We start from the raw sequence: 25710 nt of genomic DNA, 5'->3' as shown, positions 1-25710 counted from the left end.
ATATGTCAGCAAAATGTATCGTTATTGAGGGGCTCGAGGGAGCAGGGAAGAGCACCGCCATAGATGTGGTTAAAACGTGTCTGATAGATGCCGGCAAGCAGGTTGTCTGCACCAGAGAGCCTGGCGGCACACCTATGGCTGAAGCCATTCGGGAATGTGTAAAGCACCCATGGCAAGAGCAGGTGACGGTCGAAGCGGAGCTGATGTTGATGTATGCAGCACGGGCACAGCTGGTTCACAATGTCATGCTGCCGCAGCTTAAGCAGGGCAACTGGATATTGGCAGATCGACATGACATGTCCTCACAAGCCTACCAGGGAGGAGGACGTCAGATTGATCAGGCTATGTTAGATTCACTGCGAACCATGACGCTGAAAGGCTTTGAGCCCGATCTGACGATTTATCTCGATGTGGAGCCTCGTACTGGCTTGCAAAGAGCAAGAGGCAGAGGTGAGCTGGACAGAATCGAACTTGAAGATATCAGCTTTTTTGAACGTACCCGTGAACGTTACTTATCACTGTGTCGCGACAATAGCAAAGCCGTCATCATTGATACTATGCAAAACCTTGAGCAGGTCCATATAGACATCACTGCCGCCGTGAAAAAGGTGTTGTAAGTCATGTTATATCCCTGGCATCAGCCTCAATTTGAGCAGCTAAGCATCCGTGCTGCAAATCAGCGATTGCACCATGGCCTGTTACTACATGGCAGTGCAGGTACGGGGAAGCATCACTTCGCTGAATATCTGGCAACCTATTTGTTATGCCAGAATAAAGGCAAGACTCATTGTGGTGAGTGTCAGTCCTGCCAACTAGTGAAAGCCAGTTCACATCCAGACTGGCACGTGATCACAACGGACAAACAAATTGGCGTTGATGCGGTGCGCCAGGCAATCGGCAAATTGTCGGCGACGTCACAGCTGGGCGGCGCCAAAACACTGATCATCTATCATGCCGAACGCATCACTGAATCTGCGGCAAACGCACTTCTGAAAACGCTCGAAGAGCCCACTGAACGAACTTATATCATTCTGGTGTCACATCTTATCAGCAGGCTGTTACCTACAGTGTTAAGCCGTTGTGAGAAAATTAAATTACCATCTCCCGATGCAGATACCTGTAAACGGTGGCTTGAGTCACAAGGTTTCTCGTCCGTTGACGACACCCTTATCCGTTATTACCAGTGCGCACCACTTTCTATTGCCGAAGCACTGCAGGATGATAATGAATTAAGGTTTGACGAATTCATCACTTCCTTAACAGCACTGCGCTCGGATCAAAAAGATGCGCTGGCCCTGGCCGCTCAATGGCAGGAGCACGCAGAGCGGGTTACCGGGTGGCTGCAACATTGGCTGACTGATCAAAACCTGCAGCATTACAGTAACGACATGTGGGCGTTATATCAGCATAGTATCGATGCTAAGCGTCAGCTGTTGAACCCGGGGATCAATAAACTGGCGTTACTCAGTGAGCTTTTTATGCAGGTTGCACAATCCGGTAAGCAAGAAAAGAGGTAAATGTATTTTGTTTGTAGATTCACATTGTCATTTGGATCGATTAGGCCAGTCTCCAGAGCAGTTAAAGCAAACGCTGGAGTTTGCCACACAGCGGGGCGTGTCTCATATGCTCTGTGTTGCGGTATCAGTACGTGAATATGAACAAATGTACGAAACAGTGCGCGGATTTGACAATGTGTCGGTATCCTGCGGTGTGCATCCCCTGCATCAGGAGGATGCCTGTGACTTCGTCACGCTGTTAGACATGGCATCGCGACCAGAAGTGGTTGCAGTGGGAGAAACCGGCTTAGATTACCATTACAGTGCGGAAACACGTGAGGTGCAGTTGCATTCTTTTGTCGACCACATCAAGGTCGCCAATGTCACAAATAAACCGTTAATTATTCATACCCGAGATGCCCGTGACGATACGCTGGCACTGCTTAACGAGCATAAGGACGATTCGACCAACGGGGTACTCCACTGTTTTACCGAGACGCAGGAGATGGCAGAGCAAGCCATAGACATGGGCCTGTATATTTCTCTTTCGGGTATTGTGACATTTCAGTCAGCTAAACGACTGAAAAAAGTCGCGCAATCCATCCCGCTCGATCGCTTGCTGATTGAAACGGATTCTCCATGGTTAGCGCCTGTGCCTTATCGGGGTAAACAAAATCAGCCTGGCTACGTGGTTGAGGTGGCAGAGTATATCGCCAAGCTACGCGGGATTTCGGTTGAAGAGCTTGCCCGAGCGACAACGGATAATTTCTATCGCCTGTTCTCGGCGTGCAAGCGTCACCATTAATCGTCATTCACATTATTATTTTCGCTGGGCTGCCTGCGGTAGTCTCTCAAGACGCCGAAAGTCGGGGTCGCTAAACAGCGGCTTATCCTGCAGGTAATCCAGCAACATATCGTGTGCGTCGGCACCCCAGAATAGTTTGGGTTTGCCTGAATCTGCAGATACCGCTGCGGTAGGGACGCCAAAAACACCTGCCTCAATAGCCTTTTCGGTATTATCTTTTAATTGTGCTTTCACACTTGGTTCAGAGCAGCGCTGCAGCCACTCGTTATCACTCATTTGCGCGCTCATATACTGATGTCCAGCCTCATCATCGGGCAGCAGACCCTGTTGCCAAATACAGTTAAACACGCAGTCTATAACTTTGGCCGAATTGCGATAGGCAATACAAACACGTAACCCTGTGAGAGGATTAAAGGGATGGGCTGGGGGCATAGTAAAAGGAATACCCTGCCTGTCCGCCAGCCACATACTGTGCTGGTAAACAAATGTTCGTTTACTCGGTATTTCAGCGGGACCCAGGTGACCAATGTGATTTAACACCCCTGCGAACAGAATCGGCACTGGTTGAACCTTACCTTGTTTTACCATGGGTTTGATCCGCTGCCATTGTAAGTAGGCAAAGGGTGAAATAATGTCGAAATACCAGTTTATCTGCGTGCTCATTTATTCGAATCCTTTGGTTGCACAACAACGTTTAAACTTTTTACCGCTTAAGCATATACAGGGGGCGTTTCTACCCAGTCCAAGTTTGCCTGAATCCACTTGGATCTCTCCACTTTCATAGCGCCAGCTATTCTCTTCATGTAGGAAAGTTGATGTCTCGTGGAGAACAAAAGGGGTACCGCGGCTTACATAGAAGGCGTTGAATTCAACCTGACCTGCCACCCCATTATCACTAGCAGACACGATCTCCAGGCGGCACCAGTGAGTGTGCGAAAATGAGGCCTTAATATCCTCTATTTTGTGATGACTTTGTTTAGTTTTTGCCCATGTACGATGAAGATAAATCGCATCACGAGTACAAAATGCACTGTATCGGGAGCGCATAAGCTGCTCAGCGGATTCTGCGTTTTTATTGCCTTGAATAACAGGTTGGCAGCATTCATTAAATGATAATGAGTTTCCACAAAAACAATGCATAGTCCCAAATTAAACGGATAACAGGTAACGCTGATACTAACATGGATGAAACGTTCACATCACTGCCAGACCACCTATGGTTATCTGGCATGATGGTAGAAAAATTAAGATATGGAGGAGGCTGTGAGTGGTGATGTGCTGACGTTGTGTAGCTCTACACCATAAGCAAGACAAAGTGCTGTTATCCCGGCCAACTGCACATGGCTTAATTGCAGATTTTCAACGTAGATGCGCGCGCATTGGCTACCACTGATTAAGCGCTCCAGCCATAGCATCAGCGTTTGATTGTCCGGCTTACTCAAGCGAATCGCACTGTTTATATGACTGGAGAATGTTAACGAATTCGCAATCAGGTACGTCCATTTGGTCTCTTTGCTAACTGATGAGAGACGGTCGACAGCTGACGCCTGTTGACCATGAAACATAAATGAAGAAAGAGCAGCCATATTGTTATCCTTGCATGAATATTTATACAGTGTGTATATGTACAGTAGTACTGTATAAATAAACATGCAAGTAATTAATTCACTTTTTAATCAAAAATCCTGCTAATTTATTTCTTCTGAACCACAGCAAGGTACCAGTGATGATTGCGTAGATAAGGATTTGCAGTTCTAGCGTCTTAAGCGACCACGTAAAATGCAGCATTATTAACAGTACCGCGATATACACCGTGTTATGCAGTTTTTGCCAGCTTCTGCCCATGCGTCGACGCAATACTGATATTGAAGTAATCGCTAACGCTGTGAGGATGAGTAGTGCACTGAATCCCACCGTAATGTACGGCCTTTGTATGATTTCACTGGCTACCAATTGCCATTCGAGCTGTAACTCAAACAGGATGAACACTAAAAAATGACACAGCGCATAGGTAAACGACCATAGTCCGGTTAAACGTCGTAGCGCTATCCATGAACCTTGACGCTGCCACTTTGCCAGGGGGGTGAGGCTTAAGGATAAGAGCAGCAGGTTTAGCGCGCCTATTCCAGTAAAGTGAAGTAATATTTCGACCGGATCGCCAGCCAGCTGGTCACTAATTGCCGCATAAAAAGTCTGAACTAACCATAAACCCGCGATGATGTGGATGAGTGATTTGAGGGCGATGACCCTTCTGTTTGTCAGTCGAATCCAGACCATGTTTAATATAAGCGACGTAAATCCATGCCGGCGTATAATGACGCCACTTCCTCATAGCCATTGAACATTTGTGTGGCGATGCGGTTACGTGCCAATAGTCCACCGGTCGTGATGCGCCGCTCGCTAGCCTGACTCCAGCGTGGATGATCGACGGTAGGGTTGACGTTGGCATAGAAACCATACTCGTGAGGGGCGAGGGTGTTCCATGTTGTAGGCGGTTGTTGTTCTACAAGTGATATTCGTACGATGGATTTAATACTTTTAAAGCCATACTTCCAGGGCACAACCAGACGCACAGGCGCACCATTTTGCGGTGGCAGGGATTTTCCATACAGCCCCACAGTCAATAGGGTTAAATCATGCATAGCTTCATCCAGTCGCAACCCTTCAACATAAGGATAATCAATGCCACCGCCGACAAATCGATTGCGCTGGCCTGGCATCTGTTTTGGATCACGTAGCGTCTGAAACGCAACATATTTTGCTGACCCTTGTGGGTCTGCCTGTTTAATCAGCTGGGCCAGTGGGAAACCGATCCACGGGATAACCATCGACCATGCCTCAACGCAGCGTAATCTGTAAATTCTTTCTTGTAGTGGAAAGCGAGTAAACAGATTATCAAAGTCGATACTAAAAGGTTTATTTACCAGTCCATCTACTTTCAGTGTCCAGGGATTAACATTAAAGCTCTGGGCATTTTCAACCGGATCGCTCTTGTCTGTGCCGAATTCATAAAAGTTGTTGTAGGACGTGGCTTTATCTTCGGGGGTAATTGTCTGCGGATCATTTTTGTCTGACTGGTAGGTCAAGGGACGTCGCTTGAAGGCAGGCTCGTCATCATCTGAAAACCAGTTGAATGCTTTCGCATGAGGGGCGAGAAGCGCAGAAGCTCCCACATAACCTAATGAGCGTAGCACCTGTCTTCTGTTTTTATAGATACTTTCATCCGTCACGTCGTTATCAGTCAAATCTGATGGCTTTTTAATCTTGATCCGCATAGACGCTAGCTCCGTGTTGCTCTTTACACTGTTCTATACGGAACCTAGACCTGAAAGCTCACCAACTACTTTCATTTTGTGTGTCCAAATTACAAACACCGTGGCAAATATTACATATCTCTACCTAAGTGCGTTATTCTCGGATACTATAGACTAAAGTCGAATGCATATTCGCAGGGCAGGCAAGTCAGCTTGGATGCAGTGAACAGACACGATAGATCAGTCAAGAGAATTTATTATCATGTCCACTGAATACATTGACGCTCTAGAATCTCACCGAAGTGCTGATTTATCAGCCCTGCAAGAGCTATACGAACACGTAAACGTGCTGTTTTGCGTGGCTGACACGCGTGGCTATTTCGTTATGCTGAATCCGTATTGGAGTGAAGTGCTGGGCTGGAGTATCGACGAATTACAGTCCAAGCCCTTTGTTGAGTTTGTCCATCCAGATGATAGAGATGCAACGGATGACCAACGCGATCAGCAGTTCGATGAGCAGGTATCCGTTTCTGCATTTGAAAACCGCTATCTTACCAAAGACGGCCAGTATCGCTGGCTTGAGTGGTATTCCATCTCCCCTCATGGCGATAAAATCTATGCCGTTGCCAGTGATATCACAGAAAAGAAACGAAGAGAACGTGAGCTTCAGCAATTACAGGTGCGTTTGAAAGAGTTGGTACAAAACGTTCCTGGTGCATTTTTTCAATATATTGTGAATACCGATGGAACTCACTCAGTACAGTACATGAGCAAGGGCTGTGAGGATTTATGGGGGCTAACAGCCGAGCAAATTGGTGAAGATCCCGGCTGTATTTGGGACCTCATCCTACCTGAGGATATAGAAGGCCTACAAAATTCAATACAGGATTCCATCGAGAATTTGACCCACTGGGAAGATGAATACCGAATCAACCATCCATCCGGTGAGATACGCTGGTTGAGAGGGGTGGGCACGCCTCGTCGTCTGGAATCTGGAGCAACATTCTGGAACTCGCTTGTTACTGACATTACGGAAACAAAAAGGCAGCAGCAGACCATCGAAAAAATGGCCTATCACGATCACCTTACTAACCTGCCTAATCGCTTACTGCTGAAGGACAGAATTGAACAAAAAATTCTTGCTTGTAAGCGCACCGGACATCAGTTTGCCTTGTTGTTTCTCGATATTGATAACTTTAAAACCATCAATGATAGTCTTGGCCATGGCATCGGCGATAAACTCCTCAAAAAAGTAGCAGAGATCCTGGTAAATACACTGAGGGATGTCGACACCATTACCCGTATCAGTGGTGATGAATTTGTTGTGTTACTCAGTGACGTTGAATCGACAGATTGTGCGGAGCAGGTCGCGGCTAAGGTGTTAGAACAGTTTACATCGCCTTTAAAAATCGCAAACTATGAGCTGAACATTTCGTTCAGTATCGGTATCAGTCTTTTCCCCGATGATGGTCAGGACAGCGAGACCTTATTGAAAAGCTCGGATACCGCGATGTATCACGCTAAACGGCAGGGCAAAAATAATTATCAAATATTTGCTCCTGAGCTTGCAGAGGCACTGAATGAACGGTTTTTTATCGAAAACGAACTTAAAAAGGCCGTTTCGAAAGAACAATTCGAACTGTATTTTCAGCCACAGATTAACCTGGATGATCCTTATAATATTCAGGTAGAGGCACTGATCAGGTGGCACCATCCTGAATTGGGTCTGATCCCGCCTGATCGGTTTATTCCAATTGCAGAGGAAACGCGAATTATTGTCGACATTGGTGATTGGGTCATTAAGCAGGCAGCCAGGCAGATGAAGGTTTGGCAAGACAAACAACGTGGTATAAATCGCGTCGCAATTAATGTCTCATATATCCAATTGTTTTACGGTGAACTGGTTAATACGTTAGCGCAGAGTGTAGCCGATATGGGGCTTTCTGAGCACAGCTTAGAATTGGAGTTGACGGAGAGCGCCATCCTCAAAGATACCGAGCGCTCTTTTCAGGTCTTGTCTTCACTGCAAGAGAAAGGTTTCAGACTATCCATCGATGATTTTGGTATCGGCTATTCTTCGTTAAGTCAGTTAACACGTTTACCGTTTAATAAATTAAAGATTGATAAGTCATTTATTGATCACATCGGCAAAGACAAAGATGGCGAAGTGGTCGTTACGTCCATTATTCAATTGGCGAGCAGCCTGGGGCTTGGCGTCATTGCTGAGGGTGTAGAAAATGACGCGCAGATGACATTTTTGCGTGACAAAGGCTGTCGTGAGATACAAGGGTATTTGTTCGCACGTCCTATGCCGGCGAGCCAATTAGAGGAATGGCTGGCGCAATACAACGCCAGTTAATTAAATCGCGTCTTTTCTAAAATCTGCTCACTGTCAATGACTCAGGCTATCGTTGAGGCTGCCGTTTTTAGGCACAAACAGATTGTTATACAGCTTGGACGCAAATTCATCCGTCATACCTGAGATGTAATCGGCAATCACCCGCATGCCATTATGCTGCTTTTCTGCCTGCTCCCAGCGTTCGCACGTATTTTCTGGCAACAGCCTTTGTGGGTCGGACGCAAACGCTTCAAACAGTGACATCACTACTTGCTGTCCTTTGTATTCGAGCACCTGTAATTGCGGTTTACGGATCACACGATTGAAAACGAACTGTTTAAATACATTAAGTGCTGCGCGGTACTGCTCGGGTAAAATAGCGTTGTATGCCAGCAGTGGTTGTTCAAACCCATCGGTTTCGTGCTGTACTTCGATAGCCGTAATGAAGCAATTTACCAGTGCGCCGATGGCATTCTTGCGCTCATAATGATGGTCGCTGAAGAGTTTTACCGCCAGTGAATGAATATTGTCTTTTAGCCATCCTTCAGCCGAGGCACTGATAGGCTGCGCAACCTCATCTTCAAATTGATTACGTCGTATCATGCCCATGACGATGGCATCTTCCAAATCATGGATCCCGTAGGCAATGTCATCGGCCAGTTCCATGATCGAACAATCGAATGATTTATATCGCGTGCGTCCATGTTTGCCTGGCTGTAAATCAAAGCTCATAAACTGTGTTTTGTCTGATTCACTTAAGGGAGATAATAACCAGTCAAACATGTCACTGTCGCACATATACAGACCTTTCGGCGGGTGCCAGTCAGATGACTTAATTTGTTTGCTTGCGTGTAGGGGAGTCTGCTGTTGTGGATAGCGCGAAAAGTTTGCCAAATTATCGATGTAGTTAGGGTATTTTATTAAACCCAGCACCGTGCGCCGGCTTAGATTCATTCCATTGTTGGGCGTATAGGGTTCGAGCCGGGTAACAATACGAAATGTCTGTGCATTACCCTCAAATCCTCCGTGCCGATGCATCATATAATTTAAGGCAATTTCACCGCCATGACCAAACGGTGGATGTCCAATGTCATGAGCCAGACACAGGGTTTCAATCAAATTTGCGTCAAGACTAAGTAGTTCGGCTTGCTGCGGGTATTTACTTGCCAGCTGTGCAGCGATGCCTGAACCAATTTGCGAGGCTTCCAAGGAATGAGTTAAACGGGTGCGGTAAAAATCGCTGAGGCCGACACCTAAAACCTGGGTTTTGGCCTGCAGGCGTCTAAACGCAGCGGAATGAAGCACTCTGGCTTTATCTCTTTGATAGGCGCTGCGATGGTCGCCATCCCGCACTTGAGAGCGCGGAAGCTGTCTGTCTGTCCACCCGTCTGGGTTCAGCATAGTTGTGGTCCGTAGTGTGAAAAATACTGCTTGGCGTCCAGTGTGCGTATTCCTTAAAGTGGATGCAAGTCAGCAACACATGCATCGATCACTGACATTTATGTTTTGCTTGGGATCGTAAGTTCCTGCACTGCAATCTTTTCTGGCCTGTAAGCATTGACCGGGTTGTCGTTATCCGGGTAGCCCAGGGCAATACCGCACAACAGTTTATAACCTTTGGGGATATCGAAGTGTTTTTCCAATGGCGAACGCCACATGCCGAGTGCGCCCTGTGGGCAGGTGCCCAAGCCCCTGTCTGTGGCAGAAAGCATCAATGACTGCATCATAATGCCTGCATCCACGAGGGCAGTGAAGGTCATGCCAGGATGAACGAAGATGAACATCGCTACCGGCGCATCAAAAAACGTAAAATTTCTTGCCATGGCATCATCTCGTGCTTGTCTGTCACCGCGTTTAATGCCAAGCGTCTCATACAAGCCTTTGCCGGTTTTGATCCGCCGCTCCTGAAAAATTCCCGGATATTTACCAAGAATGGGCGTGTAATCACCATCGGGCATGGCCTTGCTAAACACCATATTAAAAAGCTTTAAAGGCAGCGGTTGGCGTTGGATCTTATTGATTTTCCTATACTTCGATAATAATGCTTGGCCAAGTTGCTGGCAGGTTTCACCGCTTGCCACTGCGATTTTAAAAGGCTGGGTGTTAGAGCTTGATGGAGATTCGAGCGCATCCTGCAAAATTGCGTCGATGGTGTCCTGACTTACTGGTTTATTGGTAAATGCGCGAATACTGCGTCGCGAATGGAGTATGTCTGAAAATTCCATGTCTATCTAATTGTGTATTTAAGGCTAGATACCGATATGTTGACCTTGAGGGTAGGGGCAGGTCAACTAGATGTTGGCACCGTCATGGTCAATGCTGTCCTTGTACAGGGATACGAATTCCTCGGTAGGGATGGGGCGGCGCAAATAATAACCTTGAATAAAATCTACGCCCAATTCCCTCAATGCCTCCATTTGCTGTTGTGATTCAACCGCTTCAGCAACTACTGTCATTGACAATTTATGCGCAACCTGCGTGACGGAGTCGACGATGACATGGTTCACGTCTCCATTGCCGATGCTTTGAGTGAATTTGCCATCCAGTTTGACGGAAGTGACGGGGAGTTCAGTCAGATAGGCGAGGGAACTCATGCCGGTGCCAAAATCATCAATCGCAATATTACACCCAAGACTGCGGACTTTATCGATGAAATGAAGGCATTTAATGGTATTGGACATGGCTGCGGTTTCCGTCAACTCGAAACATACCTGTGAAAACGGAATTTTATTCTCAACTAACAGGCTTTCTACCAGTGAAAAATAACTTTCATCGCCAATAGTATATGCCGACACGTTGATATTGATGATGGGCATTGAGTCGCTGGGAAAATACTGCTTAAGGGTGTTCACGACACTTTCAAACACCCACTTATCAATCCGGTTGATGAGCCCGAAGCGCTCTGCAGCGGGCAGGAACGTGTCTGGTAATAAGAATTTCCCCTCCTGATTAAACATTCTGACCAGCGCTTCCCAACGTGGTGGCACGTCAGGATCTGATACACAACGGATCTCCTGAAAATACGTTCTTAAACGGTCATTTTCGAGTGCATCGTTTATATCACTGACGATTTTCATCTGATTGCGTTGCAGTTCGAGAATGTCATTGAACTGATCATGGATTTGAATTTGATTCCGGCCTTGTTCTTTGGCCAGATAGCATGCTGCATCCGCGTCACTGAGTACCGCGTGCAATGACTCGGTATGGCGATTAATCGCCACCAAGCCAATGCTGACACCAACCTTAAAGGCCCGCTCATCCCAATAAAACGAATAACCACCGACAGCATCGAGAATAAGCTTGGCCACTTGTTCTGCTTTGATAATGGGGCACTTTTCAAGTAATACCGCAAATTCATCACCGCCAAGACGGGCAAGGGTATCCCGTGAACGTATATTATGCTGAATCAACTCAGAAATTTGTTTGAGTAACTGGTCGCCGGCCATATGTCCGCACGTGTCATTGACGACTTTGAACTGATCAAGATCCAAATATAATAAGCACGACTCTACATCGCTTTCTTTTGCAACGGCGATGGTATTGCGTATGCGATGTTCCACTTCCTTACGATTTACCAGACCGGTTAACGCGTCATGTTTGCTGCTCCACAGTAAGTTATCCAGATGTGACTGACGCTCAGTGACGTCCTTAATGGTTAGCGTCGCGGCGCGCTTACCCAGATGGTCACTGCTAAAGATGGGCGTGACGGTCATTTCAATAAGGCGGTCTTCACCAAAACGTCCTTTCGCCGTGTAAAACGTATCTGTAGGCGCATAAACGGTATTTTCATTGATGCTCTGTTGCACGATGTGCTTAAGATCAATCCGTACTTTGTCATCAAATACGCGAACCAGCTTTGAAACATCGGTACCTATCGCCTCTGTGCCAGACCATTGCAGAAAACGCTCGGCAGCAGGATTGAGATAATCAATTTTCAACTCTGCATTAATACGAATAACGCACTCGGATAATGAGCCTAAGGTGGTTTCTGCAATATCCCGCTCAATGACTAGTGCCTGTTGTGCTTGTTTCAGGTGCGTTATGTCATAAAAACTTACCACGGTGCCATCATGCACCGACTGATGGTTCAGATAAGGCGAGGCACGCAGACGAAAAATATTGCCCGAGATAGTGAGCTCTTTTTCAATAATCTTTTCATCATCGGCCGCAGCGGAAATAAGTTTGCGTAAATCGGGCATGTCATGCAGCCACGCCAGGGCAAAAAACACATCACCTATACGTAACCTGCTCGTGTCCGCCAATAATGAACAACGTTTGGTAAAACGCTGTACACGGAATTCGTTGTCGAGCAGAAATAAGGGTAAGTCCAAAGATTCCTGAATATTGAATAAGTCCGTCGACAGGCGTTCTTGTTCGCGGTTTTTTTGATTCAGCTCTTCATTAACCGTAAGCAATTCTTCATTGGTTGACTGCAGTTCTTCATTAATGGTCTGCAGCTCTTCGTTGGTGCTTTGGTATTCTTCATTCGACGATTGCAGTTCTTCATTGTAAACCTGCAGCTGTTCATTCGCTGTTTCCAGCTCTTCCACTACGGTTTGCAGATTCTCACGTGTAACAGTCAGTTCCTGCTCTAGTTCTAACAGACTAGGATCTTTGTCTATGCCCTCAACCTTACCTTTGTTGATGCTGGTGTTGACATCTTTTTTAATGCACACCAGCACCCAGTTTGGGCGCTCGACGTGTAGCGGCATCACCGTCATATGTACGGTCTGAGGCGAACCTAGTATGGCAATGTCTTTACTGGCAGAAAGTGCCGTCTGCAATGTCCGTCTTGCTTTGAACACCAATGCGCGAAGCTCTGCTCGTAAATCTGAATGGATGAGGTCGAAAATCTGCTGGGTGATAATGCCTTGTTGTGGCTGCAGAAAATCATTCAGTCCACCATGCGTGAAGCGTAAATTATTGCTTTCATCGATCACGCCAGTGGCATAGCCTTCTAGCTCAGCAACGGACTTATAAACCTGAAATTCGAGGTTAAATGCTTCAGCCGGTTTAGCCGGTACTTTACCAGACTGACCTTTCGACGTTTTGTATCGTAAATAGAGCGGCGCTCGGTCCGTATCTCTTATTTTGCGATACAGCTTATTGGTTTCATCTAGCACCTCAAAACACTGATTGCCGCGCAGACTTTCTGAACTGCCAAGTAATAATAATCCGCGGCCCTGCAGACTGTAATTGAACAGGTTAGTGACGTCTTCCTGTAGCAACACTTTGAAATAAATCAGCAAGTTTCTGCAGGAAATAATATGCATGCGTGAAAAAGGAGGATCTGTGAGCAGATTGTGCACAGAAAAGACAATGTGCTCCCGGATCACGGATTTTACCTCGAGCGCATTGCCCACATCGTCGAAATAGTCGCGACGCATCTGTTCCGGTAGATTTTCACAGCGGTCGTATTCAAATAAACAGGTCCGTGCTTTATTGATTGCTGCTACTGAAATATCGGTAGCAAAAATCTTGTAATGAAAAGGTATCTTTTTACGGCGTCGAATGTCCTCGAGTAAGATTGCCAGCGTGACCGCTTCTTCTCCCATCGCACAACCTGGCACCCAAATACGTAAATCTCGCAGTTGCTCATCACTTCGCAGCATCGTCTCGATGTATTCAGAGAGTTGATTGAAAGGCTCGATATCGCGATACAGTGAACTGACGTGAATAAAAGCGCTCTGTATAAACGCATTCACTTCATCACGATTCTTTTTAATCAATTGCAGGTAATCGGTGGGATCATCGATTTGCAACAGCGCCATGCGTCGCGTAATGCGCCTGATAAGCGTGGTGAAACGGTAATTATCAAAGTCTATCCCGGTTACCGCAGTCATATACTTCAAGATTTGTTCGAATACATCACCAGCCACTTCAAGATCATGAGCATTTTTGCCCTCTAACAGTGAATTAATGTAGTTCGCCAATTCCCGGGGCGAGCCGACATAGTCAACCTGACTGGTCTCGAGAGCGGCACGTGGCATACCGTCATACTCAGCCGATTTCGGGCTCTGTACCAGTGTCAACCCGCCACTGGCGTGAATGGTGCTAAGTCCAATCGCGCCATCGCTTCCGGAACCGGAAAGTACCACCCCCACCGCTTTGTCAGCGTAGTACTGGCCCAGTGACGAAAAAAACTGGTTGATGTTCGGCTTTGGGATGGTTTCACCAGATGGCTTGATCAGGGTGACGTGACCGTTATTGATCTCAATATTTTTATTCGGTGGTGTGACATACACTCTGCCAGGCAGTAATTCTTCATTATCGTGTAAATCAAGTATCGGCAAAGCACAGCTGCGAGAAAGGATGTCAGACAGCATGCTAGTGTGATGAGGGGAAAGGTGCTGGCAGACGATGTAACAGGCATTTTCATTTTTTAGTTCAGGTAATAACTGCTGATAAGCATGCAGACCGCCTGCAGAGGCGCCCAATCCAACCACGAAAAACTCATTGTCTGCCAACCCAGGCCTCCTAACTGTAAGACCTGAAATAAAGTAGTAACTTTAATGCTTTTTGGGGAGCCGTAAGGAGTGCATCGACATCATACTCTGGAGACATAAACGCTGAGTAGCCTTCGAAATTTTCGGCAGGTGGCAGATGTAAATTTTGAAATCCCATTGACCAGTTTGAAAAGGCACGCTGTTGTGCTGGCTGCTGATACAAGGTTTTCACCCGATAGTGTCGTGAATCCTGTTGTATTCGTGCATACAGTGATTCAACCTGTTGTTCATCGCCCTCTAACATCTGAATAAACGACTGGTCTTTATATAGCAACATGCCAGTAATACCCACAGAATGATTGAACTGTCGTGCATTCGCTAATAGCTGCAGAAGTTCACTACTATCCATCAGATGGACAGCCTTGGAACAATAGACTAATTGCTGAAGCATTAATGGCCTTATTATAGGTAAAGTATTGTCAACGAAAAAACGCACTACTGGAAAAGCGTGTGCATTTTAAACGTAGTTTAGGAATACCGGTTTCGCAATAAAACCTCAAAAAATCAGAACACTAGAGACTGTCAGGATCGTCGAGGGTAATTTCGTCGAGACTCAATGAAAAGCTTGGCACAAATGCCTGCATAAAATAATCAACTTCTGGCGAATGATAGTTTTTTAAAATCCGGTCGAGCCGTTTTTTGGCCAGAGTAAATTCGTGATTACCGGACGACAGCTCCTCGAGTGTTTTAAGGTAGGCACAGATAACATCTGCCGCTTTCACAATGAATTGCTCGTCTTCGCTGTGGTCTGCAGTATCAATGAGTGCAGCATATTCATCACGAAATGCTTCCGGCGCCATATCTATTAGTTTTTGTTCAGCGATCTTTTCTATTTTTTTATATTCCTGCTGAATAGCCGGATTATAGTATTTGACTGGGGTCGGCAGATCGCCGGTTAATACCTCTGATACGTCGTGGAACATAGCAATAGTCGCGACGCGATAAGGATCGAGCTGGCCATCGAAAAAGCGGTTTTTAATAATGGCCAGAGCGTGGGCAACCATCGCAACCTGCAAGCTGTGCTCCTGAACATTCTCTTTGCGAACGTTATGCATAAGCGGCCAGCGCTGAATGAGCTTCATGCGTGATAAATGGGCGAAAAAATGGCTGGTCGGTGCCTTATCGGGGGAGTGACTCATGCTCTTGTTTCTCAGATAATCAAAGGTGAAGCGCAGTGAGCGCTATGGATTACTGCCTTGTTGATAGTGTGCGAAAAAACGCGCCATGCGCTCGAGTGCGACAGTCAGGACATCGGAATGGGGCAGAAATACCAGACGGAAATAACAGCCCTGTTTCAAATTAAATGCGCTGCCATGAACGAGCAGAATTTTTTCTCGACGAAGTAAGTCCAGAATCATCTTTTCATCATCACGGATGGCAAATTTTTTGTGGTCCACTTTGGCAAAACAGTACATTGCGCCATCTGGTTTTACACAACTGATACCGTCGATATCGTTAAGCATGCGATAGGACAGATCGCGCTGAAGCTTCAATCGACCGCCATCAACGATGAGTTCATTAATACTCTGATAACCACCGAGTGCTGTCTGGATCGCGTGCTGGCACGGCACATTTGCGCACATACGCATTGACGATAAAATATTGAGCCCATCAATGTAGCCGGCGGCAGCATGTTTATCGCCGCTCACCACCAACCAGCCGGCGCGAAAACCTGCAACACGGTAATTTTTGGATAAGCCAGAGAAGGTCACGAAAATTAAATCGTCTGCCATTGACGCTATACAATGATGTTGCGCATCGTCATAGAGGATTTTGTCGTAAATTTCATCGCTGAAGATCATCAGGTTGTGTTCACGAGCAACTTCAATAATGTCTTGCAATATCTCTTTACTGTATACCGCACCGGTAGGGTTATTGGGATTAATCAGCACGATTGCTTTGGTGTGGCTGGTAACTTTAGCGCGGATATCATCCAAATCCGGAAACCAACCGGCCTGTTCGTCGCATAAATAGTGCACTGGCGTGCCGGACGACAGGCTTACAGCCGCTGTCCATAAAGGGTAATCAGGACTGGGCAGCAAAACTTCATCACCACTGTTTAACAGCGCCTGCATTGACATCATGATCATTTCACTGACGCCGTTACCAATAAACACGTCCTCAATAGCGATGTTTTTGATCTGCTTTTGTTGGTAATACTGCATCACGGCGACGCGCGCTGCATAAATCCCGTTTGCGTCAGAATAGCCCTGTGCGGTAGGCAGGTTATGAATGACATCTTTAAGGATGTCATCGGGTGCATCGAAGCCAAACGGGGCCGGATTACCGATATTAAGTTTGAGGATCCGCTGGCCCTCATCTTCCATTCGGTTTGCTTCGGTTAATATCGGACCTCGAATGTCATAACAGACATTATCCAGCTTGTGAGATTTACTGATGCTGCGCACGTTTGCCTTGGAGACGTTTTCTTTCTCTCAAGAGTAAACGTAACACTGATGTTTGTTAAGCGAAATTCCGTATGGTGAGCCTCTTCCGGTTAATAAATGACACGTTTAGTTACAGCAAATCACAGGCGACTATCGGCGTTTTGTCGTATAAAGTTTAAGCGGTATGGTTTTACCACGGAGAATCAATATGCCTGCACCACTCATATGGCTAGGCGCGGGGCTTGCTGCGATTTATGCGGGCTCACAATATGCCAGGCACGAACAAAAGCGGGCAGGGCACGTAGGTGTGTTCCCTGGGGATTGCGATATCCCCGTGCGGCCTGAAAATGGCGCCATTGTATGCTGTGGTATCTATGAATTATTTCAGCACACCGGAATATGGGTCGAAGATTCAATTGTTGAGCTAAAGGGTAATGGCTTGGTGCGCGCAGTATCTCCGCATCGCTTTATTGAAGACCGTAGCGGCAATCAGGTGTATGTCGCCTGTGACGCCCAGCTCAATGTACTTCATGACGAACTCTCGGCACAGCGCGCGGCACGCCAAGTCTACCAGTACCTCGATTATGATGTGATTGATCAAAACTGTCATCGATTCGTCTGGGAGACATTATCCGGAAGGGATGCACGCATTACGCGCTTTGCCGAGCTTAATGCTTGTCTGTGTGACTACTTTTCAACCCCTGTGCACTGGCAACCGCTTATGAACAACGCTTCCAATCTCTGACAAATATGTTAATAATCTGTTAAAAATCATATGACAATGGCAAAGTCTGTTGTCTTGGTTATGCTTAAAGCAAGGCCTCGGGAACGTGTAACGTCGTTGTACTTGACGTTTAACAATGAGTGGCCTGCTGAATTCATGCAAGAAACCGTCAGGAGAGTCTATGTCTCAACATTTTAAAGAAACACCACAGAACGCCATCACTGAAAGTGGTATTGCCAGAGTCATACCGTGTAAAGAGCTGGATGTGGGCGATCCGATTAAATGGTTGTCGTTGGGGATCCGCGATTTACTGCGCGCACCCGGCTTGACGGCATTTTACGGTGTGTTTTTTGCTGTTATTCCATGGTCAATCACCTATCTGGTGGCGATGACGGGATGGCATCTGGTTATTCTGCCTGCGATGGTGTGCTTTATGTTGATTGGCCCGTTTCTGGCTGCTGGGTTGTACGACGTGAGTTGGGAATTAGAGAAGGGCCACAAGCCTTCTCTGCGCCACTCCCTCAGGGCGATTCGCCGCAATGCCGTAAATGAATGGGGCTTTGGCGTGATGCTGCTAGTGCTGATGATTTTCTGGCTGCGTGTCGCGTCTATGATCCATGCGCTGTATCCATCGTATCTTGATGAGTCGTTAGATAATCTGATGCCATTTTTGATTCTTGGCACTGCAGTCGGCGCTTTCTTCACCGGCATCGTATTTTTCTTAAGTGCATTCACTCAACCTATCCTAATGGAGCGTAAAGTGGACCTGGCCACAGCGGTGATCACCAGCGTCAATGCAGTATGGGTAAATAAAATTCCCATGCTGATTTGGGCCGGGATTATATTTACCGCGGTCATTTTTGGATTTTTGACTGGGTTCTTTGGCTTTATCATTTTGATGCCTCTGATTGGCTATGCAACATGGCATGCTTATATTGATGCGATAGAAACTAAAGTCGAAAGAAAATATGAATAAATCCCGTTAGACATAATAAAGGGGCATTGGTGCCCCTTTACGCTTTTTAAAGAGTATAAAATTTACCCTTCATATTTTATTTACATTTTTTTGTGTTACTGCAGTTCATTCCAGTATTTTTAATACCGTTTAGTAATTTAGAATGTCATTTTAATTATTAAAATGTTCTTGATGGATATTAAAAGTGAATAAAATCAATAGCCTAGTGTGTTAACAAGTGCGTTACCACTATGTTTACATCGCCTTCACGCGCAAAGAACAATAAAACAACAGAAATCGATTTAAAACTCCTGCATAAATACAGTGCATCGTAATTATCTGGTGCACATTCATCGGTTATACAGGAGATTAAAGATGAAAAAATACAGTTGTTTAGTTGCCGCGCTATTGTCATTTAATATCATGGCAGAAACGTCCATAGACACTGATGTGAAATACGTTGGTGATTTAGAATATGCGAGGTTTTGCAAAGCCATTGTGACCAATGACATGCGCTTATTAAAAACGAGTCTGAGTCGCAAGGTTGGGGTGTTAGCGCCAACCCGTGACGATGTCCTGCATGTGCTTCTTGATAAGAAGATGACGTGTAATGGCGCAGATTTAATAGAGTTTTCTAAACGTAGAAATGCCACTGATATTCTTGCCTACATTACAGCAAGAAGCTAAGCGTCATGGCGTTTTTATCGATTAGAAGTAAGGCAATAGCCTGCAATGCAGGCTATTAATCCTCAGTCAATTTCTCTTCCCTGCAAACTATCTGCAAGATCATCGAGTTCCGCTGCGGTTCGGTCATACCCTCTGGATTCGATCTGATATGCCACAGACACCGTCTTATCGTCTCTAGACAACTTTGCTTTTACATCGGCAACAGACCAATGCGTCAGGGTGTTCTTAAATCTGTTTGCCAGCACGGCATCAGGAAATCTGTAGGTAATGGTGGTGTGCATAAGAGGGTTATCTCTTCTGGATCACTGATGAAACAATTCCGACGTTGATTAACGTCGGTAAAAATCAGGCCGGAATAATATTGCTTATCCACACAGTTTGATAGGGGCGAAGCGTAATAAATTGCTCAGTGCCGTAAATATGCTTCTCGGAAATTAAATCCACCCAATGTTCAGTACCAATAAGGTTGATATCTGAAAGTCGAACGTCATGCGTATCCGTAGAGATATTGCTTAGACAGAATATACTTTGCTTTCTGTCCATACTCTGTCGCCAGAATCCAAAAATTTGTTCGCCAAGCTGCAACGTGAACTGTGTTGCATTAGGGTGAAACGCAGGTTGTTTTTTACGGATCTTGATAAGCTCACTCATTCTCGCCAGGACTTTTGCATGATGCGAGTAGGGTGCATTCAACGCCTCGGTAAGCTTTTCGTAATCCCAGCGGTGGCGATTAATCGAACGGTTATGGCTGGTGTTTTTGACTTTTTCATAATCGTTCAGCGTGCCGACCATGCTGTGGATATAGATCCCGGGTATGCCTTCAATACCGAGCATAATGGCATGGGCGCATATAAATCTGTCTAATTGCCATTTGTCCGGGCCATGTATGGTACCTTGCAAAGCATCGTATAGCGCGATGTTGATTTCATAAGCCTTTTGTTGACCATTATCTGATGCGCGCCAGGATATTCTGCCGCCGAATGTCTGCATGGTATTGATAAGCGTGGTGAGCTCTTCATCACTCAATAGGCCCTCTGCTGGACGCAGGCCAATACCATCGTGTGAAGCTATAAAATTAAAGTAGGCTGTTCCGTTCTGCGCCGGTGGCATACTCATCATCCAGTTTTTCAGGTACAGACAATTTCCGGTTACCAGCGCGTTCACCAGCAGTGGTGGTAAAGAAAAGTTATATATAGCATGCGCTTCGTTGGCGTTGCCAAAGTAGGTCAGGTTTTCACGGTTGGGTATGTTGGTTTCGGTGATCAGTATTGCTCTGGGATCGACGTGCTCCAACAAGGTTCGTAGCAGTCTGACAACTTCGTGAGTCTGTGGCAGGTTGATACAGGGCGTGCCTTGCTCTTTCCACAAGAATGCAATCGCGTCCAATCGATAGATGCTGGCGCCATTCTGTCGGTACAGGTTCAGGATTGAGACAAATGTTTTCAGTACCTCAGGGTTGCGAAAATCAAAATCAACCTGGTCGTGACTAAAGGTGCACCACACGAACTCTGTGCCATTGGTTGTTTCAGTCTCGCGCAGCAGTGGCGAGGTGCGGGGCCTTACCACCTGTGACGTGTCTGTGTCTGGCGGCGCGGTAAAGAAAAAATCATGGCCACTGCCTTCACCCTTGATGAAGTTATCAAACCACATGCTGCGTGAGGAACAATGGTTAATTACCAAATCGACCATTAAATCCTTGTCATCGGCAATCGCATTAATATGGGACCAGTCTCCCAGTCCCTGATTAACTGTCGAATAGTCGATAACGGCAAACCCATCGTCTGAGCTATACGGGAAAAACGGCAGAATGTGCACACCGCTGACTGACTCACTAAAGTGCTCACTTATTACCGTATTGAGGGTTTCCAGCGGTGCTTCATCACCGTTCACCACGCTGTCACCATAGGTGATCATGATGATGTCACTCTGATCCCAGTTATTATGATGAGGTACCACGTCGTGGATATCTTCGTCGCTTTTTATGCCAATCAATGCGATCAGTTCATCAGCAATGTGTTCAAGGGGCTGCTCTAACACGATCCCGTCGTAGATAACGTGCAGGTGGTGCTCAATTTTTTCCTGTAACTGCTGGCGACATGGGGTCATGGTCTAGCCTCCAAATTCCGCGTAGTCTTCTTCAACAGCGGCCGCAAGCCGTTCCAAAACATCGGGCATGGCACTGACAACCCGATTCCAGCTTGGTATAAACGGTGTTTCCATGGGGTTGTCCAGGAAGCTTTGCCCGGCTTTCATGATGTTTTGGGCAAACATTTCCACGGCTTTCTCTTCATTATGAATATCAAGCTTCAAGCCATTCATGAGTGCATCATTGCTGTACGTTTCAATGAAGTCCAACGCAATGCGAAAATAGGTCGCCTTAATCGATCGAAACATTTCCGTGCTAAAGGTATGTCCCTGGGTCGCAAGTTTGCGGAACAGTGCTTTGGTGATATCAATCGACATTTTCGACAGACCGCCCTGGTCGTTATGCATGGATAGGTCCTGATGTTTATGATCATAGGTCCTGGCAATATCAGCCTGACACAAGCGGTTATGGGAGTAGTTACGGTGCATTTCTGACAATACGCCGATTTCCAGTCCCCAGTCACTTGGAATGCGAATATCATTTAACACGTCCCGTCGAAATGAAAATTCGCCGGCCAGTGGATAACGAAAGCTGTCCATAAAATCCAAATATTCATTGGGGCCGAGTATACTTTTTAACGCGCGTAGCAAAGGCGTCACCAACAGACGTGAAACGCGACCGTTAATTTTGCCGTCAGCGACACGGGCATAAAAGCCTTTACAGAATTCATAGTTAAATTGTGGATTCGCCACCGGATAAATGAGTCTGGCCAACAGATCTCGTTCGTAAGTCAGAATGTCACAGTCATGTAATGCGACCGATTCGGCTTTACCAGATGCCAAAACGTAACCCATGCAATACCAAACATTTCGCCCTTTACCTAATTCTCTTGGCGCGACACCAAGCTCTTCAAGTTCTGCATGCAATGCCTGCAGCCTCGGTCCTTCATTCCACAGAATGCGGTGATGCTGAGGTAACTCACCAAAAAACTTTAAGGCATATTTATATTGCTCAAGATCGGCGCGATCCAGTCCAATCACAATTTGACTTAGATAGGGCACTTGCTGCAAATGCGAAATGATGTGGGGCAGGGCTTCACCTTCCAGCTCTGAGAAAAGCGATGGCAGGATGAGAGCCATTGGCCGCTTTTTAGAGAAACCAAGTAATTCTTGTTCGAGCTCTTCAACCGGGCGTTCAACCAGATTATGTAACGTAGTGACAATGCCATTTTGATGAAAATCAGCCATATTGTGTGTCCTCCAATACGGGTTTTAAAAATTCGTTAAGGGTTTCAGCCCAACCTGTAGGGCCTATTTCTGAACTGGTAATGACCAGTGGGTGGTCAGGCACATCCGGCGGTGCGTGGTGTCGTGAGCGAATGCGGACCGCCACATCTGCTGCTTGCAACATTGCCACGTCGTTGTGTCCATCTCCCAGAGCGATGCTCTGCCAGGTGAACTCAGGACGCTGACTGGCAATCTCATTCATTGTCCAGCGCAGCGCTGTGCCTTTATCGCAGTCTCCTCCAACATGCAGGAAACGTCCGCCCTGTAGGGTTTTTGCGCCTTTGCTGTGGAGCTGGTCCACAAAGCGCTGTTTTTGTTGTTCACTGCCTAACCATAGTACAGGCTCACCAAAACTTCGCTTCGCCGCCAGTTCTGCCTGTGCCGGACTCAGTCCTGTACTGTCGCAGATATCGTCAATCGTCATCGCAGAAAAGTGTGTGAATTGGCCAGCATAAGATGCTTTCATTTGTTCAAGAATCGTCAGCCAATACTGCTTTCTGGTGGTGAGTTGTTTTACCCAATGATTATCCTGCCACAGAGAGCCCGTCGGCTTGTGGGGTAAAAAATCTTTCGGGAAATGGATCGCCGCACCATTTTCAACAATAAACGGTGTGGTCAGATGCAGCTCTTGTCGCAACTCGACAACTTCTGCAAAGGTTTTGGAGGTGTTAGGGATAACTGGAATATCAACTCGCTGAAGTTGTTGCAAGAGCGGGTCCGCATCTGCATGGCTGTAAGAGTCATGATCAAGCAGCGTACCGTCCATATCAGTAAATATTACGAAGCGTGTTGGTTTCATCAGTCACCATATTCTGCGTTTACAATATTGCGCTGTGCATCGAGTTCTAATACGCAATTGCAGCGCGCTGGCAGTGTCGCAAGCGCGTGCTCCGTCAGGCGCTGATAATATTGGATAAAGGTGGCGATCTGCGCGTCTGACATCAACGCTGTCGCACCTTTATCTTTCATTTTAAGTGCCAGCTTTTGTTCCTGTTCACAGCGCCAGTTAAAAACACAATCAAATGAGGGCGATTTAAGCATCAGCCAGTAATCCATGCGCTGATAGAGTGGTTGGTAGAACTGATTTAGCTGCTGATTAACGAAATGTCGCCATACACCCAATGCATCATTATGCTCCTCAAGTTGATTTACTGGTGCGATAAGCTGTTGTTCCGTTTGCGGAGCAACGCCCCAGCACCAGCCTTCAAACAAGACGATATCGACCGGCGTATTCATGGTGGGCCACTGTGTGACGGGGAAGGGATCGTCATTGGCCTTGTTGAATCTGGGTATCGAGGCAGTACCGTATTCAGATAATCTATCGAGGGTTTTCTCAATAAGGCTGACACTGTGGGTGCCAGGTACACCTCTGGTCGACAGCATAGGATGAACTTTTATCGCCAGTGCCGCGCGTTGCTCTTTGCTAAGATAAAAATCATCAAGTGATAACACGGCGACATTCAGGCCATGCTCTGCTTGCAGCTTTTCGCATAAATAATCTGATAAGGTGGATTTTCCCGACCCCTGACAACCATTAATGCCGACACAAAATGGCCGCTTTGCATCATCATGGTGCAATAAAATGTTGTCTATTAACGGGTTGTACCAATTTTGTGCAACCTGTTTGAAGCTCTCACTTAGTCGATGCTTATCTATGAACTCGTTTAACATAAGGGCTATGCGTTCCTCGGGCTAGCCTGAATTTAACGATGGCTTATCAAGCATACATCAACTTTTGTGCCAGCCTTGGGAGTTCAATGTTCAGTTGAGTATGACGGTAAATAATATTTGTGTAGTTGAGGTTACCTGCTAGCTTTACATGTGATGGTTAAAAACTAACCACTTATCAAAAGGATTATCTCAATGGACATTTTTTCCAAAGCCGGGCCAGCGGATATCAATGAAAGAATTTCTGGTCTGGACGTCGCTCGAGGTTTCGCGTTACTGGGCATACTGATTATGAACTCCACTGGTATGGCGCTTTACGATAGCGCCTATTTTAATTTCCTGTCTGGTGGGGGCGAGGGAGCAGTCAATTTCGCGGCCTGGTCCTCCATGGCCATTTATTTTGAAGGCGCAATGCGCGGCTTGTTTTCACTGTTATTTGGTGCGGGCATCGTTATTTTTCTTGATCGCATGGACAATAAAGGCAATAGCAACGGTATAGAGCTGCATGGCAGGCGAATGTTGCTGCTGATCATGTTTGGTTTGATCAATACATTCGTCATTTTATATCCATACGACATTTTACTTTTTTACGGAATTTGTGGGCTGTTCCTGTTTCCATTGAGACGACTTCCTATGAAGCAATTGCTGGTTGTGTTTGTGGTTTTATTTGTGGCATCAAACCTTTTTTCATTGAATAGAATGGCTAACGATGACAAGGACAGAAAGGCATATAATGAAGCCGTTGCGCACCAGCAAGCCGGTAATGAACTGGACAGTACACAGCAGAAGTCGGTAGAAAAATGGCAGAAAAAACTCGATAAATGGACAGGCACGGATGAAGCAAGAGAAAAAGATAACTGGGTAAATGAAGCCAACGTTATCAAATTCTCACAGCAGAGCTGGAGTAAATATGCAGACAGGTTTTCAGATGTCGGTTTTTACCGGTTTTTATTCGATTGCCTGTTTATGGTTACCCTGGGTATTATTCTGGCGCGAACAGGCGTACTGACAGGAAAAGCTGCAAACGCTACCTATGTGTATCTACTGCTAATAGGGTATGGAGTCGGTATCAGTCTGGGCGTGTTGCGTTCGGTGGTGCTGTACACAAGTGATTTTTCCTACGACGCACTCGGGCACTTAAATTCGACCTATCAACTGCGCCGAATTGCGTTATCACTAGGACATGTCGGACTGATATTCTGTCTTGTCAGATTTGGCTTACTGAAAGGATTACAAACGGTTTTCTCCGCTCTGGGCAGAATGGCATTTACCAATTACCTTGTTCAATCTGTTTTTCAGGTGTTTATTTGGTATGGGCCCGGTTTATCGTTACACGGTAAAGTCGACCGTTACGAGGTATGGATTGCAATTGCCGCTATCTGGGTGTGTCAGGCCATATTCAGTATGTGGTGGTTAAACAAATATCGTTTTGGTCCGCTGGAATGGCTGTGGCGTTCGATGACCTACGGCAGCCTGTCGTCGAATAAGCTGGTTTCACAGCCTGCCTGACCGCACGGC

General features: G+C 46.3%; 24 protein-coding genes. 8 read left to right on the top strand and 16 right to left on the bottom strand.

Annotated features, from left to right (window positions below; translation table 11 throughout):
• The first annotated feature begins 2 nt into the window (after positions 1-2).
• Genes tmk through G441_RS0103195 form a run of 3 tightly spaced genes read left to right on the top strand, consistent with a single transcriptional unit; the run spans position 3 to position 2301 of the window.
• The gene (gene tmk / locus G441_RS0103205; protein ID WP_026375019.1) at positions 3-617 is read left to right on the top strand and encodes a dTMP kinase; all 615 of its coding nucleotides are present in this window, start codon (positions 3-5) and stop codon (positions 615-617) included.
• 3 nt (positions 618-620) lie between these two features.
• Positions 621-1517, top strand: coding sequence for a DNA polymerase III subunit delta' (gene holB / locus G441_RS0103200; RefSeq protein WP_026375018.1), 897 nt, complete (start codon positions 621-623; stop codon positions 1515-1517).
• Positions 1518-1524: 7 nt separating this feature from the next.
• The gene (locus tag G441_RS0103195) at positions 1525-2301 is read left to right on the top strand and encodes a TatD family hydrolase (protein WP_026375017.1); all 777 of its coding nucleotides are present in this window, start codon (positions 1525-1527) and stop codon (positions 2299-2301) included.
• Positions 2302-2316: 15 nt separating this feature from the next.
• Here the strand turns inward: G441_RS0103195 and G441_RS0103190 are convergent, their stop codons facing one another.
• The 5 genes from G441_RS0103190 to msrP form a co-directional block, all read right to left on the bottom strand.
• Positions 2317-2964 (bottom strand): 2-hydroxychromene-2-carboxylate isomerase, encoded by a 648-nt coding sequence (locus G441_RS0103190; RefSeq protein WP_026375016.1) that lies wholly within the window; start codon positions 2962-2964, stop codon positions 2317-2319.
• Positions 2965-3441: a YchJ family protein gene (locus G441_RS20045; RefSeq protein WP_026375015.1), complete on the bottom strand. Its 477-nt coding sequence runs from the start codon at positions 3439-3441 to the stop codon at positions 2965-2967.
• 104 nt (positions 3442-3545) lie between these two features.
• Positions 3546-3887 carry a hypothetical protein gene (locus G441_RS0103180; RefSeq protein WP_026375014.1) on the bottom strand — a complete coding sequence of 114 codons (342 nt, stop codon included), beginning with the start codon at positions 3885-3887 and terminating at the stop codon, positions 3546-3548.
• A gap of 79 nt (positions 3888-3966) precedes the next feature.
• Positions 3967-4578 (bottom strand): protein-methionine-sulfoxide reductase heme-binding subunit MsrQ, encoded by a 612-nt coding sequence (locus G441_RS0103175; protein WP_034474174.1) that lies wholly within the window; start codon positions 4576-4578, stop codon positions 3967-3969.
• 2 nt (positions 4579-4580) lie between these two features.
• Complete coding sequence (gene msrP, locus G441_RS0103170; protein ID WP_026375012.1) at positions 4581-5576, bottom strand: protein-methionine-sulfoxide reductase catalytic subunit MsrP; 996 nt, start codon at positions 5574-5576, stop codon at positions 4581-4583.
• Positions 5577-5817: 241 nt separating this feature from the next.
• Here msrP and G441_RS17780 point away from each other — a divergent pair, with 241 nt between their 5' ends.
• Positions 5818-7914, top strand: a complete 2097-nt coding sequence (locus G441_RS17780; RefSeq protein ID WP_051275298.1) for an EAL domain-containing protein — start codon at positions 5818-5820, stop codon at positions 7912-7914.
• Between the two features lie 33 nt (positions 7915-7947).
• Here the strand turns inward: G441_RS17780 and G441_RS0103160 are convergent, their stop codons facing one another.
• The 6 genes from G441_RS0103160 to G441_RS0103135 form a co-directional block, all read right to left on the bottom strand.
• On the bottom strand, positions 7948-9294 hold the full coding sequence (locus G441_RS0103160; RefSeq protein WP_026375011.1) for an anti-phage deoxyguanosine triphosphatase: 1347 nt from the start codon (positions 9292-9294) through the stop codon (positions 7948-7950).
• Between the two features lie 98 nt (positions 9295-9392).
• Positions 9393-10118 carry a nitroreductase gene (locus G441_RS0103155; protein ID WP_026375010.1) on the bottom strand — a complete coding sequence of 242 codons (726 nt, stop codon included), beginning with the start codon at positions 10116-10118 and terminating at the stop codon, positions 9393-9395.
• Between the two features lie 66 nt (positions 10119-10184).
• The gene (locus G441_RS0103150; RefSeq protein WP_051275297.1) at positions 10185-14360 is read right to left on the bottom strand and encodes an EAL domain-containing protein; all 4176 of its coding nucleotides are present in this window, start codon (positions 14358-14360) and stop codon (positions 10185-10187) included.
• 10 nt (positions 14361-14370) lie between these two features.
• Positions 14371-14790, bottom strand: coding sequence for a BLUF domain-containing protein (locus G441_RS0103145; RefSeq protein WP_026375008.1), 420 nt, complete (start codon positions 14788-14790; stop codon positions 14371-14373).
• A gap of 121 nt (positions 14791-14911) precedes the next feature.
• On the bottom strand, positions 14912-15538 hold the full coding sequence (yfbR, locus tag G441_RS0103140; RefSeq protein WP_026375007.1) for a 5'-deoxynucleotidase: 627 nt from the start codon (positions 15536-15538) through the stop codon (positions 14912-14914).
• A gap of 42 nt (positions 15539-15580) precedes the next feature.
• A complete protein-coding gene (locus G441_RS0103135) occupies positions 15581-16807 on the bottom strand; it encodes a pyridoxal phosphate-dependent aminotransferase (protein WP_026375006.1) in 1227 nt (408 codons plus the stop codon).
• Positions 16808-16994: 187 nt separating this feature from the next.
• On the opposite strand from G441_RS0103135, the gene G441_RS17775 reads away from it, so the two are divergent.
• From G441_RS17775 to G441_RS0103120, 3 genes are all read left to right on the top strand, one after another.
• Complete coding sequence (locus G441_RS17775) at positions 16995-17531, top strand: hypothetical protein (RefSeq protein ID WP_034474170.1); 537 nt, start codon at positions 16995-16997, stop codon at positions 17529-17531.
• A gap of 160 nt (positions 17532-17691) precedes the next feature.
• Positions 17692-18486: a DUF2189 domain-containing protein gene (locus tag G441_RS0103125; protein ID WP_026375005.1), complete on the top strand. Its 795-nt coding sequence runs from the start codon at positions 17692-17694 to the stop codon at positions 18484-18486.
• Between the two features lie 354 nt (positions 18487-18840).
• Positions 18841-19152: a hypothetical protein gene (locus G441_RS0103120; protein ID WP_026375004.1), complete on the top strand. Its 312-nt coding sequence runs from the start codon at positions 18841-18843 to the stop codon at positions 19150-19152.
• A 62-nt stretch (positions 19153-19214) separates the two neighbouring features.
• On the opposite strand, the gene G441_RS0103115 is transcribed toward G441_RS0103120, so the two are convergent.
• The 5 genes from G441_RS0103115 to G441_RS0103095 form a co-directional block, all read right to left on the bottom strand.
• Positions 19215-19433, bottom strand: a complete 219-nt coding sequence (locus G441_RS0103115) for a hypothetical protein (protein ID WP_026375003.1) — start codon at positions 19431-19433, stop codon at positions 19215-19217.
• Positions 19434-19497: 64 nt separating this feature from the next.
• A complete protein-coding gene (locus tag G441_RS0103110; protein WP_026375002.1) occupies positions 19498-21258 on the bottom strand; it encodes a sugar phosphorylase in 1761 nt (586 codons plus the stop codon).
• A 3-nt stretch (positions 21259-21261) separates the two neighbouring features.
• Positions 21262-22485 (bottom strand): glycosyltransferase family protein, encoded by a 1224-nt coding sequence (locus tag G441_RS0103105; protein ID WP_026375001.1) that lies wholly within the window; start codon positions 22483-22485, stop codon positions 21262-21264.
• Positions 22478-23323 carry an HAD-IIB family hydrolase gene (locus G441_RS0103100; protein ID WP_026375000.1) on the bottom strand — a complete coding sequence of 282 codons (846 nt, stop codon included), beginning with the start codon at positions 23321-23323 and terminating at the stop codon, positions 22478-22480. The genes G441_RS0103105 and G441_RS0103100 overlap by 8 nt, the downstream gene beginning before the upstream one ends.
• A complete protein-coding gene (locus tag G441_RS0103095; protein ID WP_026374999.1) occupies positions 23323-24195 on the bottom strand; it encodes a kinase in 873 nt (290 codons plus the stop codon). Before G441_RS0103095 ends, G441_RS0103100 begins: the two co-directional genes overlap by 1 nt.
• A 192-nt stretch (positions 24196-24387) precedes the next feature.
• On the opposite strand from G441_RS0103095, the gene G441_RS0103090 reads away from it, so the two are divergent.
• Positions 24388-25701, top strand: coding sequence for a DUF418 domain-containing protein (locus tag G441_RS0103090; RefSeq protein WP_026374998.1), 1314 nt, complete (start codon positions 24388-24390; stop codon positions 25699-25701).
• The last annotated feature ends 9 nt before the right edge of the window (positions 25702-25710 follow it).

Source organism: Aestuariibacter salexigens DSM 15300, from assembly GCF_000429145.1.
GTDB classification, from domain to species: domain Bacteria; phylum Pseudomonadota; class Gammaproteobacteria; order Enterobacterales; family Alteromonadaceae; genus Aestuariibacter; species Aestuariibacter salexigens.
This window is presented reverse-complemented; position numbering and strand designations above follow the sequence as displayed.

Excerpts from the sequence above, each read along its gene's own strand:
- tmk (WP_026375019.1), top strand. The coding sequence starts at position 3 with ATGTCAGCAAAATGTATCGTTATTGAGGGGCTCGAGGGAGCAGGGAAG.
- holB (WP_026375018.1), top strand. The coding sequence starts at position 621 with ATGTTATATCCCTGGCATCAGCCTCAATTTGAGCAGCTAAGCATCCGT.
- G441_RS0103190 (WP_026375016.1), bottom strand. The coding sequence starts at position 2,964 with ATGAGCACGCAGATAAACTGGTATTTCGACATTATTTCACCCTTTGCC.
- G441_RS20045 (WP_026375015.1), bottom strand. The coding sequence starts at position 3,441 with ATGCATTGTTTTTGTGGAAACTCATTATCATTTAATGAATGCTGCCAA.
- G441_RS0103180 (WP_026375014.1), bottom strand. The coding sequence starts at position 3,887 with ATGGCTGCTCTTTCTTCATTTATGTTTCATGGTCAACAGGCGTCAGCT.
- G441_RS0103175 (WP_034474174.1), bottom strand. The coding sequence starts at position 4,578 with ATGGTCTGGATTCGACTGACAAACAGAAGGGTCATCGCCCTCAAATCA.
- msrP (WP_026375012.1), bottom strand. The coding sequence starts at position 5,576 with ATGCGGATCAAGATTAAAAAGCCATCAGATTTGACTGATAACGACGTG.
- G441_RS17780 (WP_051275298.1), top strand. The coding sequence starts at position 5,818 with ATGTCCACTGAATACATTGACGCTCTAGAATCTCACCGAAGTGCTGAT.
- G441_RS0103160 (WP_026375011.1), bottom strand. The coding sequence starts at position 9,294 with ATGCTGAACCCAGACGGGTGGACAGACAGACAGCTTCCGCGCTCTCAA.
- G441_RS0103155 (WP_026375010.1), bottom strand. The coding sequence starts at position 10,118 with ATGGAATTTTCAGACATACTCCATTCGCGACGCAGTATTCGCGCATTT.
- G441_RS0103145 (WP_026375008.1), bottom strand. The coding sequence starts at position 14,790 with ATGCTTCAGCAATTAGTCTATTGTTCCAAGGCTGTCCATCTGATGGAT.
- yfbR (WP_026375007.1), bottom strand. The coding sequence starts at position 15,538 with ATGAGTCACTCCCCCGATAAGGCACCGACCAGCCATTTTTTCGCCCAT.
- G441_RS17775 (WP_034474170.1), top strand. The coding sequence starts at position 16,995 with ATGCCTGCACCACTCATATGGCTAGGCGCGGGGCTTGCTGCGATTTAT.
- G441_RS0103125 (WP_026375005.1), top strand. The coding sequence starts at position 17,692 with ATGTCTCAACATTTTAAAGAAACACCACAGAACGCCATCACTGAAAGT.
- G441_RS0103120 (WP_026375004.1), top strand. The coding sequence starts at position 18,841 with ATGAAAAAATACAGTTGTTTAGTTGCCGCGCTATTGTCATTTAATATC.
- G441_RS0103115 (WP_026375003.1), bottom strand. The coding sequence starts at position 19,433 with ATGCACACCACCATTACCTACAGATTTCCTGATGCCGTGCTGGCAAAC.
- G441_RS0103110 (WP_026375002.1), bottom strand. The coding sequence starts at position 21,258 with ATGACCCCATGTCGCCAGCAGTTACAGGAAAAAATTGAGCACCACCTG.
- G441_RS0103105 (WP_026375001.1), bottom strand. The coding sequence starts at position 22,485 with ATGGCTGATTTTCATCAAAATGGCATTGTCACTACGTTACATAATCTG.
- G441_RS0103100 (WP_026375000.1), bottom strand. The coding sequence starts at position 23,323 with ATGAAACCAACACGCTTCGTAATATTTACTGATATGGACGGTACGCTG.
- G441_RS0103095 (WP_026374999.1), bottom strand. The coding sequence starts at position 24,195 with ATGTTAAACGAGTTCATAGATAAGCATCGACTAAGTGAGAGCTTCAAA.
- G441_RS0103090 (WP_026374998.1), top strand. The coding sequence starts at position 24,388 with ATGGACATTTTTTCCAAAGCCGGGCCAGCGGATATCAATGAAAGAATT.